The organism is Streptococcus sp. zg-86 (assembly GCF_017639855.1).
GTDB lineage: Bacteria > Bacillota > Bacilli > Lactobacillales > Streptococcaceae > Streptococcus > Streptococcus zhangguiae.
Genome location: NZ_CP072115.1, coordinates 471248 through 490621, shown reverse-complemented (window position 1 = coordinate 490621; position 19374 = coordinate 471248). Strand labels below are relative to the sequence as shown.

The following is a 19374-nucleotide window of genomic DNA, read 5'->3' as shown; positions in this document are numbered from 1 at the left end:
ACCCATCAAAAAAGTCTTTTGATAAAAAATAATACAATAAAAACCGAATGTTGGTACTTTCTCAAAAGAGACTAAGTAACCATCATTCGGTTTTTAGATGTTTCTTTTAATTTTTGTATTAGATGATTCGGTACAGTTTCCATCACGCTGACTGAGTCACTGGGTTCGAAAAGATTAGTTTGTTTTTATACTTTGTAACTATAGGAATGAAATAGCTCTCAACCTCAAATTCTATTTTACATTCGGATTTTGCTGAACGAGTGCCTGATAGCCTGCAACGCCTAGAATTTCTCTCGATGCTGCGTGGGCTGCACCGTCAACCAACTTGACTGTGTCTGGAGTCGGATTTTTCTCCGCCAATTGCTGACTATTTTCAGGTAAAATAAATCGATCATCTGCACCATGGATAAAGGTGATTGGAATGCTCTGATTGTTTGCAACTGCATCAATGGCACTAGTTTCTTTCATATCAACACCGTAAATATGTTTGGTCATCCAACTAACTCCCGGCATGAGAAAACTGACGTGATTGGCCTGATAACCAGCCGCAATTAAGTCATACAGATTGGTAAAACCACAATCTGCTACGACAAATTGAACCTTGGGTTGGTATTGTAAGGCGTTTAGCGAAATGGAGCTGCCCATTGACTCCCCCTGAAGTCCTAGATAACTATCAGAACCATAGCGTTGGTAACTATCTTCAATCAAATACAGAAGATCTTTTGACTCGACATTACCCAATGTCACTGTGGCTGGAGCATTCTTCCCATGGCCACGAACATCATAGATAATGCAGTGATAGCCCAAGCTACGATAGACTTCCACATACTTGGCGGCTCCATTTCGATTGGAACGAAAGCCGTGGGTGATAATCACATACTTTTTACTATTAGGATCCGCTGCCTTGACCAAGGTCACATGCAAGGGATAATCATCCACCCCCTTAACGGTATACTCTTCTACCTCATATTGGTCAAAATCATTCCACAGGCCATGCTCTTTTTCCCATGCTTCTTCCTCAGCTAAGGTCATCGGAGTAGGTTTTACAATACTTTTCGCAAAGTAAAAGGAAGTCCCTACATAGGCTAGCACGAGCATGAAAACTCCCCCTAGACCAATAATTTTCCACCACTTCATTGATGTCTCAATCCTTCCTATTTTTTGCAATATCATAGGCCAGACTAAGTGTTGCTAAGAGAGGGACACTTCCTTGTTTGAAGAAAATACTGATATCGCTAGTCCAACCACCATAAAGAGCCACGACTAAAATATAAATCAGCGTTACCAATAGCAGTTCAACCTTATTTTTACTGAAAACTAAGGTGTAAACAAGTACGACAGCAATCATCAGATTGTAGACACCCTGATTTTGAAAGAGTAATTGAACCGTATCCGTCTTTAGCACCTCAACAGGAATGGCAAAGACGCGCGAAGTAGTCTCTGAAGCAGTCATAATGGTCTCCAGATAAAAAATATAGAGAAATTCTAAGACAACCAGACTACTAAAAAAGCATGTGAGGTTTCCGATTTTTTTCATTTGTACTTCCCTTTCTATCACTTATTTCATACCAACCCGCACGACAATGCCGTCAGTATCAGTGAGTTCGAGCAGACGAGACTGAAGCCATCGAACAGAAACTCCTAAATGGATTGCCCGTTCGTACACCGCCAGTAAATATTCCTTGCTTTCGACAAGAACGGTAAAATATGCCAGACCTGCTTGACCTTTTTGATGTGGTTTAAGGTGTTTTCCCGACCATTCATTAACAGCAAGGTGGTGATGATAATCGCCAGAAGCCAACCAACTGCCTGTCGGTATAGAAAATTTATCCTCCAACCCTAGCAAGGCTCGATAAAATGCACTGGCTGGCTGACTTTCTCGAACAGATAAATGGACATGCCCCATGCGAGTGCCTCTTGCTAGCTGAAAAGGCTCTGTATAGGCCCCATCTTCATACAATTCTTGCACAGCCAATTCCTCCGTCACACCAACAATTCGCCCATCTTCTCGGATATCCCACTGCATCACATCCTTATCATAATAGAGTTCGATACCATTTCCTTCTGGATCTTCCAAATAAATAGCTTCGCTATAGCCATGATCTGAACCTCCCACCATCGAAATGCGGTTCTCCACCAAGCGTTTAAAGATAGCTGCCAAGTCTTTTCGCTCAGGGACTAAAAGGGCTAGATGATAAAGACCACACGTCCTGGATTTCCCTTGAGTAGCAGGTAACAGACGAACAAGCCCTTCCTTGCCTACTCCTAATAGGACCTCTGTGTCAGTTTCTGCAAGCACTGCTAAGCCTAGTATCTGCTGATAAAATTGACTAACCCGATACACATCCTCCACATAAAGCGCAACTTCTCCTAGGTAAATCTGACTGTGGTAAGGATACATGAAATCAACCTACTTTCCAAGAACAGAAATCCGCTCATTCAGATGATTTCCATTTTCGATTTCATCCACCATGGCAATCGCATAGTCTGCATAGCTCATCTTGCTTTCACCAGCTTGATTCACCGTAAAGACTTCCCCAGCAAGAAGATACTCACCTGTTTTTGGATAATCTACTTCAAAATCTGCCGCAGGACTGATATAGGTCCAATTGACCTTTGATACCTTACGGAGTGCTGCCAAGCCCTTACTCATCGCCTCTGCCAATGGGAAGAAATCTTCTGGAAAATCAGGTGTCTGATAGAGTTGAGTAGTCAGGCTATCATCCAGATACAAACTTCCTGCCCCACCAACTACTAAAAGTCGCGTGTCGCTTCCAGCCAAAATACTCGCTACATGCTCCAAAGAAGTCGTGTGTTGCGGCAATGTTTCAGGAGCAAAAGCACCAAAAGCACTCACTACTGCATCAAATCCGCTCAAATCTGCTGATTCCAAGTCAAATAAATCCTTTTGCAGAACCGCTTGTGCTTGAGATTGATTACTTGAACGAACAATCGCTGTCACCTCATGGCCACGGGCTACTGCTTCTGCCACAATCGCCTGTCCTGCTTGTCCATTTGCTCCAATAACTGCTAGTTTCATTTTGTTTCTCCTTTTGTTGTAATTATTGTTGTTACAACTATATCTTAACACCGTTCAATTGTAATGTCAATTGTTACAACTCGAAAAATTATAAAATAAACGAACCACTCACATAAAAAAGACTGGCAAGCCAGTCCCTCAGAATGTAGACAAACCTCACAATTCAGAAAAACATTACAATGATATTTCATTTTCTGTAGTTTTAAGGTTAGAAAATTTGCGAGCGTAGCGAGCACAATACCGCCACCTCCGCCGTGCTAAAAGTGGGAGTAAGACAGAAGTCATGATTTCGTTGAAATCGATTATCCTCGCTCCTTTGTTTCTGGGCTCGGGCTAAAATAATCCACTGGATTATTTTACTCCGAAGGAAGTCGCTGATGTCCGAAAGCACATGAGAATGGTGGCAATAAAAAGACTTTTTCTTCGATCTGAGACTGGCAAGCCAGTCCCTATCAAGTACTCTCATTCTTATACGTTTACTCTTTTTCCTTCTGAGCCTTTGATTTAGCACGGAAGCTAGCGACGATGATACCAATTAACATCCCAAAACCTGATCCTATTGCAAGCACCATTGCCAGATGACCTAACACATTACCAATAATGATTCCGAACATGGGACCAAAAGACAAGCTAAGGCTGATTCCAATGGCTAGAGGATTGTCGCGCTCACTCTTCTACTCTCTATCTTTCTTCCTGTTCTATTTGCTTTCTTCATATACTGCTTTTTTCCTGTGCATCTTGAACCAAATCTGCCAAAGTCGTTTGATTCAGTTCAGCTTCTAAGGCTCGTTGCGCAACTTCTAAGCGACCATCTAATACCGCATGAATTGTTCGGCCAATGTTGCAATTTGGATTGGGATTGTCATGAAAGCCAAAAAGCTGACCTGATTTCCCTAAACTATCGACAGCTTCATAAATGTCGTAGAGCGTAATGTCTGATAAGTTTTGCACAACCCTAGCTCCACCCTTACCTCTTGTAACTGCAATCAGATTTGCTGCTTTTAACTGAGATAAGACATTACGGATAATCACGGGATTCACCCCAACGCTCGCTGCTAGGTAATCGCTTGTTACTTTGGTCTGCTCACCTTCTAGGGCTAATACGACCAAGACGTGGGTCGCAATCGTAAATCGACTTGAAATCTGCATAATCCCCTCTCCTTTTCTTTAGTATAACTATTTTTCCTTGTGACTGCAAGTCTGACTGACCAACTCTTCTAATACCTCTTCTCCAAACACATGTAATATAATCTCACATATACTTCATTCTGTCATTGACGAATCGAGCATGCAGTTGTATAATTATTTTCAAAATTGGAAAAATATACGGAGGTGATCCTATGAGCAATCAATCCACATTGCTTTTCAACAATCATGTCTACAGCTACTATGACATAAGGCAGGCCGTTTCTGCAGAAGGCAAGGAGCTTTCTCAGATTCCCTATACTATTCGGATCCTCATTGAAAGTTTACTCCGTACATATGACGGAAACGATGTCACAAAAAATCACATTCGCAATCTAATCCATTATGATGCTCAATCGCCAAGTGGTGAAGTCCCCTTTAAGCCCAGCCGTGTTATCCTCCAAGATTTTACAGGTGTACCTGTCATCGTCGATTTAGCTTCTATGCGAGAGGCTGTTCTAGCTCATGGTGGCAATCCCCATCTCATCAATCCTGAAATTCCAGTTGACCTAGTTATTGACCATAGTGTGCAGGTAGATGTATCTAGCTGCGACACAGCCTTGGAAGATAATATCACCTTGGAATTTGAGCGAAATAATGAACGGTATGAATTTCTCAAATGGGCGGAAACTGCCTTTGCGAATTACCGAGCTGTGCCACCTGCAACAGGGATTATTCATCAGGTCAATCTCGAATTTTTAAGCGATGTTGTTATCGAAAAAGAGAGGCTTCTCTATCCTGATTCCATGTTTGGAACAGATAGCCATACGACCATGATCAATGGAATCGGTGTGCTAGGTTGGGGCGTTGGCGGAATTGAAGCAGAAGCTGCCATGCTTGGTGAGGCTTCCTACTTCCCTGTTCCAGAAGTCATCGGTGTACGCTTCATTGGTCAACTCCCTACTATTGCTACTGCAACTGATCTAGCCCTAACCATTACACAGGTCTTGCGGAAGGAACAAGTCGTTGGCAAATTCGTCGAATATTTCGGACCCGGTCTTTCGAAATTGAGCCTAGCAGATCGGGCTACTATTGCCAACATGGCTCCTGAATATGGAGCAACCTGTGGCTACTTCCCCATTGACCAAGAAACCTTAAACTATATGCGCCTAACCAATCGGGATGAAAACCATATCGCTCTCACGGAATATTACGCTAGAACCAATCATCTTTTCTACAATCCACAGCTTGAACCAAGCTATACAAAAGTCATTACCATCGACCTCTCAACCATTCGACCTAGTATCGCTGGTCCCAAACGCCCACAAGATTTGATTGATTTAGCGGATGCCAAAGCCACATTTGAAACTAGCATTAGTCGTGAGGCCGGAACTCAAGGATTCGGTCTAGCTCCAGAAGAATTAGATAAGACCGTACCAGTTACGATTGACGGACAAGATTTTTCAATCCAAACCGGACATGTCGCTATCGCTGCCATCACCTCTTGTACCAATACTTCAAATCCTTATGTTTTAATGGCAGCAGGACTTCTCGCCCGCAATGCAGTCACAAAAGGTTTAAGGGTGTCACCAACTGTCAAAACATCCTTGGCACCAGGCTCCAAAGTCGTTTCTGCCTATCTGAGAGAATCCGGTCTCCAAACTTATTTGGACAAACTCGGTTTTCAAGTCGTTGGTTATGGCTGTACGACCTGTATCGGAAATTCTGGAAATCTTCGACCAGAACTGGCACAAGCCATTACAGAATCCGATTTAGTCGTCTCTGCTGTTTTATCAGGCAACCGCAACTTTGAAGGGCGAATCAATCCACTAGTCAAGGCCAATTTTCTAGCCAGCCCCCCATTAGTTGTCGCCTATGCCCTTGCAGGAAATACGACCATTGATTTGACAAGTCAACCACTAGGATTTACTCCTGACCATGAACCTGTCTACCTCGAAGATATCATGCCCTCACGGCAAGAAATCGAAACCTATGTAGAGCAATATGTCACTCGTGACCTCTTTGAAAAGGAATATCAACAAGTCTTTTCAGCTAGCCAACAATGGAATCATATTCCTGTCACAAAAAGCACGAGCTACCAATGGAAAGTCCAATCGACCTACATTCAAAACCCTCCATATTTTCATCAGTTAGACCAAGAATTGAGCATCCGCCCCCTTCTTCATCTCAAGGCACTTGCAAAATTTGGCGATAGTGTCACAACAGACCATATTTCTCCAGCTGGGAATATTGCCCGCACCAGTCCAGCAGGTCGGTATTTGACTGAAAATGGCGTTGACTACATGGACTTTAATTCCTATGGTAGTCGCAGGGGGAATCATGAGGTGATGATGCGAGGAACCTTTGCCAATATCCGCATAAAAAACGAACTCGCTCAAGGAAAGATAGGTGGCTTTACTTCCTATAAGGGAGACATTGTGCCTATTTACGAGGCAGCCATGGCTTATCAAGCAGAAAATATCGGTACGCTCATTATTGCTGGGAAAGATTACGGTATGGGATCTAGTCGTGACTGGGCTGCAAAGGGCTCTGCATTACTCGGTGTCAAGGCTGTGCTGGCTGAAAGTTTTGAACGCATTCATCGCTCCAACCTCGTGATGATGGGAATTGCTCCCCTACAATTTTTAGAAGGACAGACAGCAGATAGCTTAGGTCTAACTGGCTTTGAAAGCTATGACATTCACCTCCCTAAAGAAGCCGGTGTTCACGAAATCGTAGACATTGTCGCATATAGTGAGCATGGCTCCATCGCCTTTCAAGCCTTATTGCGATTCGATGCAGCAGCTGATATTCGCTATTACCAAAACGGCGGCATTCTTCCAATGGTCGTTCGTAAGAAACTAGCAGCCTCTAAACAATAGAAAGGACAGCCTATGACAGAAGAAAATGGATTAAAAGATCTCATCGCCTGCCATACTCGGATTAGCTCGATTAAAGATGATCAGTTAGCTTATGCAGGATATGCGATTTCTGAGTTAATGGATAATCATGCCTCTTTTGAAGAAACCATTTTTCTCTTGTGGCATTTGCACCTACCGACCGCAAAAGAATACCAGCAATTCACAGAAGAATTACGAGAAAATTACGACATTAGCGATGCAGTGGAACAATGCATTCTCATCCAGTCGCGCAAGCACCTCCACCCTATGAGTGTACTACGCTCCACCGTCAGTCTTCTAGGAGTCTACAATGTCAAGGCAGAGGAACGTTCTGCAGAAGCTACCTATGAGCAAGCCATTCAGTTAATGGCAAAAATGCCGACGATTATTGCAACTTTTGCTCGTCTACGAAATGGACAGACCCCCATTGCTCCCCGAAAAGACTTGGGATTTGCGGAAAATTTCCTCTATATGCTAACCGGAAAACTCCCAAGCCCCATAGAGATTGAAGCCCTCAATAAGGCCTTAATCTTACATGCCGACCATGAACTTAACGCATCAACCTTTGCAGCTCGGGTCTGTGCCTCTACCTTATCGGATATTTACTCTTGTGTCACAACCGCTATTGGTACCTTAAAAGGGCCGCTTCATGGAGGAGCCAACGAACGAGTCTTTGATATGTTGCAAGAAATCCGTCAGCAAGGCGACACCAAAAGCTATCTTCAACAAAAACTCGATTCCCAAGAAAAAATCATGGGCTTTGGCCACCGCGTCTATAAAACACAAGACCCTAGAGAAAGCTATCTCCGCCAAATGGCAAAAGAATTAACCCTAGGAACAGAACACGAAATCTGGTACCAACTGTCTCGAGAAATTGAAGACTACATGAAGCATAACAAGGGATTAATTCCAAATGTCGACTTCTACTCGGCAACCGTCTATCATGTTCTTGGCATTGACAGCTCTATCTTCACCTTAATTTTTGCCATGAGTCGAGTTGCTGGTTGGATTGCCCATATCCGAGAACAACAAGGAGCCAATAAACTCATTCGCCCACGTTCCCAGTACCTTGGACCAGAACACCTCACCTACCTTCCCTTAGAAAGGAGAAAAGATGTCGAACACCATTTATTGTAAACAAGGCCATTTGGTCGTCCCTGATAACCCAATTATCCCCTACATTGAAGGAGACGGGATTGGACAGGATATTTGGAAACAAGCCCAACAGGTCTTTGATTGTGCCGTTGAAAAAGCCTATCAAGGGCGCAAAAAAGTCGACTGGCTCGAACTGTTGGCAGGTAAAAAAGCCTATGATCAAACAGGCAGTTGGTTGCCTCCTGAAACCATGACCAGCATAAAACAGTATCTCGTTGCTATCAAAGGCCCTTTGGAAACACCTGTCGGTGGCGGAATCCGTTCACTCAATGTTGCCCTACGCCAAGAACTTGATCTCTATGCCTGCCAACGACCCGTTCGTTATTTCCAAGGAATCGAGAGCCCCCTCAAACATCCGGAAAAAACAAATATGGTTGTTTTCCGAGAAAATACAGAAGACATCTATGCCGGAATTGAATGGGAGGCCCAAACAGCAGAAGTTCAGACACTTATCCACTTTCTCCAAACCGAGATGAAGGTCAATCAGATTCGATTTCCTGCTAGCTCTAGCATTGGTATCAAACCCATTTCGATTGAAGGAAGTAAGCGAATCATCCGTGCTGCAATCGAATACGCCCTAGCCAATGATTTACGGCGTATTACACTCGTTCATAAGGGAAATATTCAAAAATTCACCGAGGGCGGTTTTCGGAAATGGGGCTATGAACTCGCTCAGCAAGAATATGGTCCATACCTACAGAGTGGAAAACTACAGATTAATGACATCATTGCAGACAATTTCTTCCAGCAAGCCCTCCTACATCCTGAAAAATTTGACGTGATTGTCTTGACAAACCTCAACGGTGATTACGCTAGTGATGCTCTTGCTGCACAAGTCGGAGGGATTGGCATTTCTCCAGGAGCCAATATCAATTATGAAACTGGTCATGCTATTTTTGAAGCCACACATGGTACAGCGCCAGATATCGCTGGAAAAAATCAAGCAAATCCCTGCTCCCTACTCCTATCTGGAGCCATGCTCTTTTCTTATATCGGCTGGCAGGAAGTAGCAGATCGTATCCAAAAAGCAATTGAAACAGCTATCGCAAATCAAGAAATGACAGCAGACCTAGCACAAGCCTGCAGCACAAGAGCCCTCAGCACCAGCCAGTTTGTTGCACGATTATTGGACTATCTCTAGTTCCATGATTCATAAAAATGCCCGAAGCGGCATTTTTTTCGTATTTTCTTACAAACCTCTTGACATTGACGTTACGGTAAGTTGTATACTGAGAGTGAGACAGAGATGGTTATCCAAAATCTCCATTTCATCGTCTCATCTCGCAAGGTTGACTAGACCTGTAAAATATGGACAATGTAATACTTTACCTGTCAGACAACTACTGCGCATTGAACTGTTCAATCTATAAAACCTACTGAGCTCTAAACCCCATCCAAACATCTTGCAAGATCAGAAACAAAGAGAGAAACAAGCATGACCTATTCTATTCGGAAATTAGCCGACTTATCCGGTGTCAGCACCCGTACCCTTCGTTACTATGAAGAGATTGGACTCCTTCTACCTTCTCGTAAAATGGACAGTGGCTACCGCTTTTATGGTGAAAAAGAGATTAACACCTTACAACAGATTCTCTTTTTTAAAGAACGAGGCTTTGAACTCAAGCAAATCAAAAACTTGCTTACCTCAAACAATACCGATACCTTAGCCCATTCAGAAGATCATTTGGCAGATTTAAAAGCTAAAAAGAAACGAATAGAGGCCATGATTGACAACCTCGAACGCACGATTCAAACAGAGAAAGGAACACAAACCATGACAACAGAAGAAAAATTTCAAGCATTTAAGGAACAGAAAATAGCTGAAAACGAAGCACAATACGGAGCTGAACTTCGCAAAAACTATGGTGAAGAAGCAATCGAACAGGCTAATCAACGTTTCGCCAATATGAGCGCAGAAACCTACAAGCATTGGCAAGAACTCGATCAAAAGATTAAAGCCTTACTCCTCCAAGCGATAGAAGAAGGATGGACAACAGATAGAAAAGAAAGCCAGAAAATCGTCCAACTCCACAAAGAATGGCTCCAAATCGCAGACAAGCACTATACTCCTGAAAAACATATCGGTATCGCCCAACTCTACATCACAGATGACCGCTTTACTGCCTACTATGATAAGGAACTAAACGGTTGCGCTGCTTTTCTGACCGAAAGCATTAATCACTGGGTAACAAGTCTGAACTAAACTGTTTTCCAATCTATCTCTCAAGACAAAAAAAGCGAGACTCGATCCCTAGTGAGCTAGTTTTTATGAAAGAAAGCTAGACTTGAAACAAAGGGAAACCGTTTTTCATGAAGGAGAGCTAGACTTGAGTTCTAGGGAAGCATTTTTCACGAAAGAAAACCAGACTTAGAATCTAGGGAACCAGTTTTCATGAAAAAAGCGAGACTCGAAACAAAGGGAGACAGTTTTTCATGAAGGAGAGCTAGACTTGAGTTCTAGGGAAGCATTTTTCACGAAAGAAAACCAGACTTAGAATCTAGGGAGACAGTTTTTACGAAAGAATTCCAGACCGGAAACAAAGGGAGACAGTTTTCACAAAAGAAAGCTAAACTTAGAGTCAGGAGAAAGAATGTTCTCATGAAAAAAGCAAGCTACTTTCACTTCTAACTAGCGAAAACAAGGTAGGACAAGCGATTGCTTGTCCTACCCTGTTCTTATTTGCTTTAACACGAGACGATTAAATGATGGTTCTGTTAAAAATTACGTTTTGAACTGTTGTATCCATAGCGTTCGATAAAGTCTTCACGGAATTCCAAAAGATTATCATCCATAATTGCCTGACGAACATTCTTCATAAGCTTAATCAAGAAATACAGATTATGGTAGCTAGTCAAGCGAATACCAAAGGTTTCGTCTGCCTTGAGCAAGTGACGAAGATAAGCACGCGTATAGTTGCGACAAGTGTAGCAATCACAATCATGGTCAAGTGGGGTGAAATCTTCTGCAAATTGAGCATTTTTCACTACCAAACGACCCTCACTGGTCATACAAGTCCCATTTCGAGCAATCCGTGTCGGCAAGACACAGTCAAACATATCTACCCCACGAATCACCCCATCAATCAAGCTATCTGGTGCTCCAACTCCCATGAGATAACGTGGTTTATTTTCTGGCAAGAGTGGTGTTGTGAAATCAAGCACCGCATTCATCTCTTCATGCGACTCGCCAACTGCCAGACCACCAATCGAATAGCCTGGAAAATCCATGCTCACCAAATCATGGGCAGATTGACGACGAAGATCTTCAAAACCAGCTCCCTGCACAATACCAAACAGGCCTTGGTCATGTGGACGGCGGTGTGCTTTCAAGCCGCGTTCAGCCCAGCGACTAGTCCGTTCGATTGATTTTTTAACATAATCATAGGGCTGGTAGAACTGCGGGCATTCGTCAAAACTCATCATAATATCACTTCCGAGATTATTCTGAATAGAAATTGCCTTTTCTGGCGATAGAAACATTTTTGAACCATTAAGGTGGTTCTTAAAAGTGACCCCTTCTTCAGTAATATTTCGGCTATCCGCTAACGAATAGACTTGGAAACCACCACTATCTGTTAGAATGGCTTGGTCCCAGTTCATGAATTTGTGCAGACCACCCGCACGCGCAATCAACTCATCCCCTGGACGAAGCCAGAGGTGATAGGTATTGGATAAGATAATGCCTGACCCCATTTCCTTGAGTTCCTCGGGCGACTGGGTCTTAACCGTTGCTTGGGTTCCAACCGGCATAAACATAGGTGTTGGAAAGGTTCCGTGCGGTGTGATAATCTCCCCCAAACGAGCCCCTGTGTGCTTTTCTTTCTTGATCAATCGATATTGAATCGGTGATGTCATCTTCTACCTCCCACTAGGAAAAACAGTCCTAGGTATTTTGTCTTGTCTACACGATTTCTTCTTCACGGGCAATTATTTCCCCATGACCTTATAAAAAGAAACCGTACAAGCCTCTCTAGTCTATCAAAAAAAAACTAGCTTGTCATCTCATATTATGCTACACTATTGGAAGGAGGTTTTTATGTTTTCAGTTCAACAAATTCGTGCTAAAGCACGCCAAACGATTGCAGAAACACCCGGAGCTTATCTCATTGCTCTTATCCCTGTCATTATGGGAGTTTTGATTAACTTGATGACATCATCAGAGTCTAACAATTTAGTTCTGCAACTGATAAATAATCCTGTCCCAAGTCCATCTCACATTATTAATGCAACAGCCTTTCCATTCTTATATGGTATTTTAGTAGATTTAATGGGACTATCCATATCTTTTGCTCTTTTTCAAATAATCTACAAGCTACGTGAGAAGGTCCAAGCAAAAGATGCTTTCACCATCTTTAATCACCAACGATTTGGTAGTATCCTTGCAACCTACCTAGTAAAAGCTATCTTGCTCTTTCTATGGGGACTTGTGGCTACAATCGGACTATCTGTCATGCTCGGTGGCGCAATCTTAAGCCTAGTTGCAACCATCTCTACTCCAGCTCCCCAAGAAAATCTATTGGTCATTGCTGGCTTCATGATGATTATCGGATTATTAGTTATGATTGCGGGAATCGCGCTCTTTCTGCCGCAATTCTTCGCCTACTTCCTTGTAGAACCACTTCTCTTTGACCAATTGACGCACAATACCTATACTGGACCCATGGCCGTCATCAAAGAAAGTCGTCGCTTGATGAAAGGGTATAAAATGCAAGGATTTGTCCTTAACCTATCTTTCATCGGTTGGTATATTTTAACCTTCATTAGTTTTGGTATTGTCGGAATCTATGTCATTCCCTACTACCATACTAGCCATATTTACTTCTATCAAGCAGTTCTTGATGACCGGGCAATCAAAGAAAAATTTGTACAAAGCATGATGCCATAGCACATAAAAACGTATGGAAATTCATACGTTTTTTGTGTATTCAGATTTTTATAGTGGATTGAGAAAGGAATAGGACAAGGCAAGGAACTGCAGATAGAACTGGCATTAATTGAGGATTACTCCATAATCCCTATTTCCAACCTTCAACAGTCTACTGGACTATTGAAGCAAAGCGACTTATACTCGTCAAAAATCAAAGTCTGACGTCGTTAACTCACCTTGCTGAACTTCAGTTCTAGCTACGATTTCGTTGCCTAGTCAGATTTTGATTTTTATAGAGTATAACGATGTCCTAACCTTTATTCAATTTACTATACCGTTACACTAAGCACCTTCCCACCATATTCTTCTCTTATTCCACCATCGCTGATTTCAAATAGGCATCTACCATGCTCTCTGTGGCTTTAATAGAGTCTACATGAGTACGCTCGTAGGAATGGCTAGACTCGATTCCTGCACCAAGTAGGGCATGCTTAACGTCTGCTCCTGCATGCATAGCTGCTGAAGCATCTGAGCCATAATAAGGATAAATATCAAGCTTGTAAGGAATGCCATGTTCTTGCGCTAACGCAACCAAATGCTGGCGCAATTCGTAATGATACGGACCTGAAGCATCTTTGACACAGATTGACACAGTGTATTCGTCGGTCTGCTGGTCATCTCCCATTGCTCCCATATCGACAGCCAAGTATTCTACAACTTGTTCTGGTAGGCTAGAATTTGCCCCATAGCCAATCTCTTCATTATTTGAAAAATAAAAATGGGTCGTGTAGGGCAGAATAATCCCCTCTTCCTTGTACACCTTGAGCAAGTTCATCAAAATAGCAGCAGATACCTTATCATCTAGGTGCCGGCTCTTGATAAAACCACTTTCTGTGATAACGGTCCGTGGGTCAAAGGAAATAAAATCGCCCACATCAATCCCCAAGGAGCGTGTTTCTTCAGCAGATTTTACCTTTTCATCCAGACGAATTTCCATGTTCGCCTGATTGCGCTCTGCGGTTTTCGCATCAGCGTATACATGGACAGAGGTCTGGTGCATAAGAATCGTTCCTGTATAGGTCTTCCCATTTTTAGCGACATGAATCAAGCAATTTTCTCCCTCAATAGAAGGATAGCCAAAGCCACCAATTAAATCCATTTTCAATCGACCGTCTGGTTTAATTGCGCGCACCATAGCCCCTAAGGTATCCAAATGCGCCGTCACTACTCTATGACGGCTATCATCTGCTCCTACTACACTCACCATGACACCACCCTTGGGCGTTTTCACGACTTGATAGCCAAATCTCGTAATCTCTGACTGAACATAGTCCATAATCGCTGTCGTATAGCCTGTTGGGGAAGGCGTATTGGTTAATGTAACAAGATAATCAAGTGTGTTCATCTTTTCTCCTTTTACTTTCTATCCATCTTTTCCTTATTATACCATGTTTGTTGACTTTTTTTGTTATAATGAAAGCATGAAAACCTACGAAAAAATTTATACGATTCTATTGAATGCAAAAAACTATGTTAGCGGGGAAGAATTGGCTCAAGAATTGGGCATTTCAAGAACCTCTGTCTGGAAAGGCATTCAACAGTTAGAAAAACAAGGTCTTGTTATTCAGGCTAGAGCCAACCGTGGCTATCGCCTTGAACAAGGAGATTTATTGCTCCCTCAGGATATCGAAGACAGCCTTCAAATCCCTGTTCATCTAAGTAAAAATAGCACTTCAACCCAACTAGATGCCAAGCATGGAATCGAGCGCGGGGATTTGAACCCAGCCCTTTATCTGGCAAGCAGTCAAGGACAAGCTCAGGGTCGATTTGGCAGACCATTTTTTACGGCTGAAACAGGTGGCATTTACATGACCTTGCACCTTTGTCCCAAAGCTCCCTTTCAAGATTTAAAACCCTATACCTTATTGGTTGCAGCTGCGATTGTTCAAGCCATTGAAGGGCTAATCGGTATCCAAACAGAAATCAAATGGGTGAACGACATCTACCTCCATGGCAAGAAAATTGCAGGTATCCTAACAGAAGCTGTTTCTTCCATTGAGGCCCAAGTCGTCACCGATGTGATGATTGGGGTCGGATTGAATTTTCATCTCCTTGACCTACCAGCAGAACTGAAAGAAAAGGCAACCAGTCTCTTTCTTGAAAAACCAACCATCACGCGCAATCAATTGATTACTGAAATTTGGCGAATCTTTTTTACCACAAGCGAAGAAACATTACTAGCCCTTTACAAAGAAAAATCACTTGTTCTTGGAAAACAAGTGACCTTTTCAGAGCACAATCAGCTTTATCAAGGAAGAGCCCTTGAGATTACAGATAGCGGAATCTTGCAAGTGGAGCTAGAAGACGGCACTATCAAAAGCCTAGTAAGTGGGGAAATCAGTCTGTCTTCTTGGTAAGACTTTCAACGACACGAATCACCTTGCTGACCCGATAGCTCAAGCGAAGATTACGCACAACAAAAAATCCATAAATGGCTGCCCAAATATATTCGCCGGCTAAAATCGCCTCGTTCATCCAATAAGTCGCAAGAGCCGTTGTAAGGGCTAGAAACAAAAACTGGGAAATTCTCATAAGACTAGTATACCAAAAAATCAGCTTCAAGGCTGACTTTTTTATCTTGTTTACAAAAATGTTACTATTCAACGACAGAAATGAGTCGAACCTTTAAAATATTGGAACGAACGGCCAATTCTTCAATAATTTCTACTAGCGAAACATCTTTAGGCAGTTGCAAAGTGAAGATATTACGGTAAATCTTCCGCCCATCTATATTTTGAACATCAAAGAGTACATTGGTCAACTCAATATGGTGTTCTGCAAAAAATTCTGTTAAAAATTCCTTGGTTTCCTGACGATGAATAAAGTGAATCTCCAACCGTTTAATTTCCGGAGTAGGGATAATATAGCTAACCAGCATTAAGGAAAAGATAACCGCCAAAAAGGCCAATAGAGCGATACTATAATAGCCCATTCCTAAAGCAATCCCAATGCCCGCAACAGTCCAGAGCGAAGCAGCTGTTGTCAAACCGGCCACTCTATGCTTTGTCACCACAATGGTACCCGCACCTAAAAAACCAATTCCGCTAACAATAGGAGCGAGAAGCCGTACCTGATCGACTTCAATCATCGGCTGACTCTGCAATTTCTCGTAAAAAACTGCACTCTGAATCAGAGCAATCGTTGTCGCTCCAATACACACTAACAGGTGGGTTCGAAGACCAGCTGGCCGACTCTTGCGCTGACGATCATAGCCAATCAATCCCGAACATAAAATCGCTAATACCAATCGAATGAATATATCTTGTATGGTCATACGTTTTTCCTCTGGTTTTTGCCAATCATGAACACATCTTCCTTACTTTTTTACAATACACAGTCTGCCAAGGGAAGGACTTACCTCAATCCTCCACAATTGTGACAGTATCCGCCAAGAATTGAAAGGCTTCTGGAACAAGGGTTTCTTCTTCTGTTGCTTCTGGTACAGCCTCTTTCTGCCCTTTTGCCTTGGCTGAAAATTCTGCACGAATAGCTAACCAATCTGTCTGTGCAAGGGCTAAAATATGAGGTGAAAAACCTGCTGCCTTACTCAAGATATTCCCAAACATAGCATCTAAGTTTTCACGTTTCATCGTTTGTTCCGCATTGAAAGCTGACTCAAAGGCTAGAATTGCATGGTGTTCGTTGGCCGCAACAGGCTGAGAACCAACCAATAAGGCCTTGTCTGCTCCAGATAAACTTTCGATAATTTCCCCCCAAGCATTCTGCAAGCGAGTCAAATTCTCTCGGGCTAGGTTTGGATTTTCCATCGCTTCTTGTAAAATAGCATGGACCTTATTGGTATCTGGACGGTATTTTTTATTCGTCTGTGGTTTACGAGAAACTGGCTTGATCTCTAATGGTTGCTTACCAAGACTAGCAAGCTGCTGCTGCAAGGACTGAACCTGAGCTTTTAAGGTCTCTACCTGTTCAAGCAAACCTGCTGGAATGGCTGCTTGGTTTGGTTCAACCTTCTGACCAGTAATATCAGCCAAGCGAATGGTCATCATTTCAGCATAGATTTTCGGTTGAGGACTGGTTTTAATATCTGCTAAGGCGCGCGTAACAACCTCAATCATGGCAAAAATACGGTCTTGTTCCATCTCAAGATTAGCTATAAAAGTCGAACTGGTATGAGTGTTTTCCCCACCTGTCTGCACAATCAGCAAATCACGCAGATAATAGAGCATATCTGTCGTAAACCGTACCATACTTTTGCCATTATCAAAAATGGTCTGCAAGTGCTGAAGAGCTGCTGGAGCATCTTGCCTGCGAATACTGTCCATATAAGCATCCAGAGCCTTCAGACCAATCGATCCTGTGATTTCCTCTGCAACTTCCAAGGTCAAGACCCGGTCGACACTCAGACTGAGAGCCTGATCCAAAATAGAGAGGGCATCTCGCATACCACCTTCAGCACGACGGGCAATCATGGCAATGGCTTCTTGGTCAAACTCAATGGCTTCCTGATGAAGAATATGGTTCAGGTGGTCTGTAATATCTACCACCTTAATCGACTTGAACTCAAAGCGCTGCACCCGAGACAAAATCGTCGCGGGAATCTTGTGCAACTCAGTGGTCGCAAGGATAAAGACAACATTTTCTGTCGGCTCTTCTAGGGTTTTCAAGAGGGCATTAAAAGCCCCTGTCGAGAGCATGTGAACCTCATCAATAATATACACCTTGTAGTGGGCAAGACTGGGAGCATAGGTCGACTTGTCACGAATGTCACGGATTTCATCCACACCGTTATTTGAAGCCGCATCAATCTCAATCACATCTTCCAAACTGCCATCAGTAATAGCTTTACAGATATAGCAGTCATTACAAGGCTCTCCAGCTGTCTGATTGGGACAGTTCATGGCCTTGGCAAAAATTTTCGCTGCAGATGTTTTACCTGTTCCCCTCGGACCTGAAAAGAGATAGGCATGGCTGATTTTTTCTTGCTCAATTGCCTGCTTGAGAGTGGTCGCGACTACCTCCTGTCCAACCATCTCTCCAAAGGTTTGGCTACGGTATTTCCGGTAAAGGGCTTGGTACATCAGTTCTTTTCTCCAAACATGGCAAAATTCCAATCCGTTCCTTCCATTAAAAGAGCAACGAAGCGTTCTAGGTATTCCTTGTCAATGGCATCATAATCAGCTACTAGGCGAGAATCCAAGTCCAGCACCCCCAAGAGCTGCCCATTTTTCATCATAGGGACAACAATTTCAGATAAGGCTGCCGCATCGCAAGAAATATAGTTGGCATGGGTGCGTACATCATCTACGATTATCGTCCTAGCCTCCTCAGCTGATTGGCCACAGACACCCTTCCCAAGAGCAATATGAACGCAGGAAACGCCACCTTGAAAAGGCCCTAAAATCAACTCCTTCCCATCAAACAAATAAAAGCCTGTAAAGACAGAATGAGGAAGGGCCTGATTAAGCAGGGCAGAAGCGTTGGATAGATTTGCTAGCGCATTGCGTTCGCCATCAAGAAGGCCTTGTAACTGGGCAAGCAAGAGGTCATATTGTGATTTTTTTTCTTGTTCTAACATACTTCTTATTATAGCACAAAATGGGACAAAATGAGGGACAGAGTCTTTTCTTTCATGCGAAATTCTCTTTCCCTCATCATTTTCTATTGCTTTTCATCCTCTCTCCAATACGCCGGTCGATTGCGTTCATAAGCTGCAATCAAATCCTCGTATTGAAGGGTAATCCCAATATCATCCAAACCATTTAAGAGCTTGTACTTCCATTCGCTATCAATATCAAAATGAAAATCGCCAATTGGTGAGATAATCACCTGTTTTTCTAGGTCAACGGTCACCTCATCATCAGGGCTAAGCTTTGCCAATTTCTCTCGCACCTCTCGTGGTTGGACAATCGGCAACATGCCATTATTTAATTCATTGTTGTAATGAATATCCCCAAAAGAACCTGCAATGACAACCTTAAAGCCATAGTCAGCTAAGGCCCAAGCTGCGTGTTCACGCGACGAACCAGCTCCAAAATTGTCACCTGTCACCAAAATGGTCGCTTTGCGGTACTCCTCTTGATTAAAAATAAAATCAGGATTTTCCGTATAGGCATGATCTAGGTAGCGCCAAGCATACATCAGATACTTGCCAAAACCTTTTTTATCAATCAACTTCAAAAATTGCTTGGGTAGAATCTGATCCGTGTCAATATTGTCATTCATCAGAGGAACAGTTGTTCCTGTATAAGTGGTGAATTTTTCCATCC

General features: G+C 42.8%; 18 protein-coding genes. 6 read left to right on the top strand and 12 right to left on the bottom strand.

Annotated features, from left to right (window positions below):
• Positions 1 to 231: 231 nt before the first annotated feature.
• From J5M87_RS02515 to J5M87_RS02495, 5 genes are all read right to left on the bottom strand, one after another.
• Positions 232 to 1137, bottom strand: a complete 906-nt coding sequence (locus tag J5M87_RS02515; protein ID WP_154608185.1) for an alpha/beta hydrolase — start codon at positions 1135 to 1137, stop codon at positions 232 to 234.
• A gap of 7 nt (positions 1138 to 1144) precedes the next feature.
• Positions 1145 to 1537 carry a DUF1304 domain-containing protein gene (locus tag J5M87_RS02510; RefSeq protein WP_154608184.1) on the bottom strand — a complete coding sequence of 131 codons (393 nt, stop codon included), beginning with the start codon at positions 1535 to 1537 and terminating at the stop codon, positions 1145 to 1147.
• A 21-nt stretch (positions 1538 to 1558) separates the two neighbouring features.
• Positions 1559 to 2401: a VOC family protein gene (locus tag J5M87_RS02505; RefSeq protein WP_154608183.1), complete on the bottom strand. Its 843-nt coding sequence runs from the start codon at positions 2399 to 2401 to the stop codon at positions 1559 to 1561.
• A gap of 9 nt (positions 2402 to 2410) precedes the next feature.
• Positions 2411 to 3040, bottom strand: coding sequence for an NAD(P)-dependent oxidoreductase (locus J5M87_RS02500; RefSeq protein ID WP_154608182.1), 630 nt, complete (start codon positions 3038 to 3040; stop codon positions 2411 to 2413).
• Between the two features lie 711 nt (positions 3041 to 3751).
• The gene (locus tag J5M87_RS02495; protein ID WP_154608180.1) at positions 3752 to 4189 is read right to left on the bottom strand and encodes an Rrf2 family transcriptional regulator; all 438 of its coding nucleotides are present in this window, start codon (positions 4187 to 4189) and stop codon (positions 3752 to 3754) included.
• A gap of 191 nt (positions 4190 to 4380) precedes the next feature.
• Here J5M87_RS02495 and acnA point away from each other — a divergent pair, with 191 nt between their 5' ends.
• The 4 genes from acnA to J5M87_RS02475 all read left to right on the top strand — a co-directional run bounded on the left by acnA (position 4381) and on the right by J5M87_RS02475 (position 10423).
• Positions 4381 to 7047, top strand: a complete 2667-nt coding sequence (gene acnA, locus J5M87_RS02490) for an aconitate hydratase AcnA (protein ID WP_154608179.1) — start codon at positions 4381 to 4383, stop codon at positions 7045 to 7047.
• A gap of 12 nt (positions 7048 to 7059) precedes the next feature.
• Positions 7060 to 8202, top strand: a complete 1143-nt coding sequence (locus tag J5M87_RS02485) for a citrate synthase (RefSeq protein ID WP_154608178.1) — start codon at positions 7060 to 7062, stop codon at positions 8200 to 8202.
• Positions 8180 to 9361, top strand: a complete 1182-nt coding sequence (gene icd / locus J5M87_RS02480; protein ID WP_154608177.1) for an NADP-dependent isocitrate dehydrogenase — start codon at positions 8180 to 8182, stop codon at positions 9359 to 9361. Before J5M87_RS02485 ends, icd begins: the two co-directional genes overlap by 23 nt.
• 294 nt (positions 9362 to 9655) lie before the next feature.
• Positions 9656 to 10423: a MerR family transcriptional regulator gene (locus J5M87_RS02475; protein WP_154608176.1), complete on the top strand. Its 768-nt coding sequence runs from the start codon at positions 9656 to 9658 to the stop codon at positions 10421 to 10423.
• Positions 10424 to 10935: 512 nt separating this feature from the next.
• Here the strand turns inward: J5M87_RS02475 and tgt are convergent.
• On the bottom strand, positions 10936 to 12075 hold the full coding sequence (tgt, locus tag J5M87_RS02470; RefSeq protein WP_067088573.1) for a tRNA guanosine(34) transglycosylase Tgt: 1140 nt from the start codon (positions 12073 to 12075) through the stop codon (positions 10936 to 10938).
• Positions 12076 to 12256: 181 nt separating this feature from the next.
• Between tgt and J5M87_RS02465 the strand changes: the two genes are divergently transcribed.
• Positions 12257 to 13105, top strand: a complete 849-nt coding sequence (locus tag J5M87_RS02465) for a DUF975 family protein (RefSeq protein WP_160463212.1) — start codon at positions 12257 to 12259, stop codon at positions 13103 to 13105.
• A 352-nt stretch (positions 13106 to 13457) separates the two neighbouring features.
• On the opposite strand, the gene J5M87_RS02460 is transcribed toward J5M87_RS02465, so the two are convergent.
• Positions 13458 to 14492, bottom strand: coding sequence for a M42 family metallopeptidase (locus J5M87_RS02460; protein WP_154608174.1), 1035 nt, complete (start codon positions 14490 to 14492; stop codon positions 13458 to 13460).
• A gap of 76 nt (positions 14493 to 14568) precedes the next feature.
• Here J5M87_RS02460 and birA point away from each other — a divergent pair, with 76 nt between their 5' ends.
• Complete coding sequence (gene birA, locus J5M87_RS02455; RefSeq protein ID WP_154608173.1) at positions 14569 to 15504, top strand: bifunctional biotin--[acetyl-CoA-carboxylase] ligase/biotin operon repressor BirA; 936 nt, start codon at positions 14569 to 14571, stop codon at positions 15502 to 15504.
• Here birA and J5M87_RS02450 read toward each other — a convergent pair.
• The 5 genes from J5M87_RS02450 to leuD all read right to left on the bottom strand — a co-directional run bounded on the left by J5M87_RS02450 (position 15485) and on the right by leuD (position 19372).
• Complete coding sequence (locus J5M87_RS02450; protein WP_154608172.1) at positions 15485 to 15679, bottom strand: DUF3272 family protein; 195 nt, start codon at positions 15677 to 15679, stop codon at positions 15485 to 15487. The genes birA and J5M87_RS02450 overlap by 20 nt on opposite strands.
• 64 nt (positions 15680 to 15743) lie before the next feature.
• Positions 15744 to 16421: an MgtC/SapB family protein gene (locus J5M87_RS02445; RefSeq protein ID WP_154608171.1), complete on the bottom strand. Its 678-nt coding sequence runs from the start codon at positions 16419 to 16421 to the stop codon at positions 15744 to 15746.
• Positions 16422 to 16506: 85 nt separating this feature from the next.
• A complete protein-coding gene (dnaX, locus tag J5M87_RS02440; RefSeq protein ID WP_154608170.1) occupies positions 16507 to 18186 on the bottom strand; it encodes a DNA polymerase III subunit gamma/tau in 1680 nt (559 codons plus the stop codon).
• Entirely contained in the window at positions 18186 to 18683 is a 498-nt protein-coding gene (locus tag J5M87_RS02435) for a GAF domain-containing protein (protein ID WP_154608169.1), read from the bottom strand. Before J5M87_RS02435 ends, dnaX begins: the two co-directional genes overlap by 1 nt.
• 83 nt (positions 18684 to 18766) lie before the next feature.
• Positions 18767 to 19372 carry a 3-isopropylmalate dehydratase small subunit gene (leuD, locus tag J5M87_RS02430; protein WP_067086137.1) on the bottom strand — a complete coding sequence of 202 codons (606 nt, stop codon included), beginning with the start codon at positions 19370 to 19372 and terminating at the stop codon, positions 18767 to 18769.
• Positions 19373 to 19374: the final 2 nt, after the last annotated feature.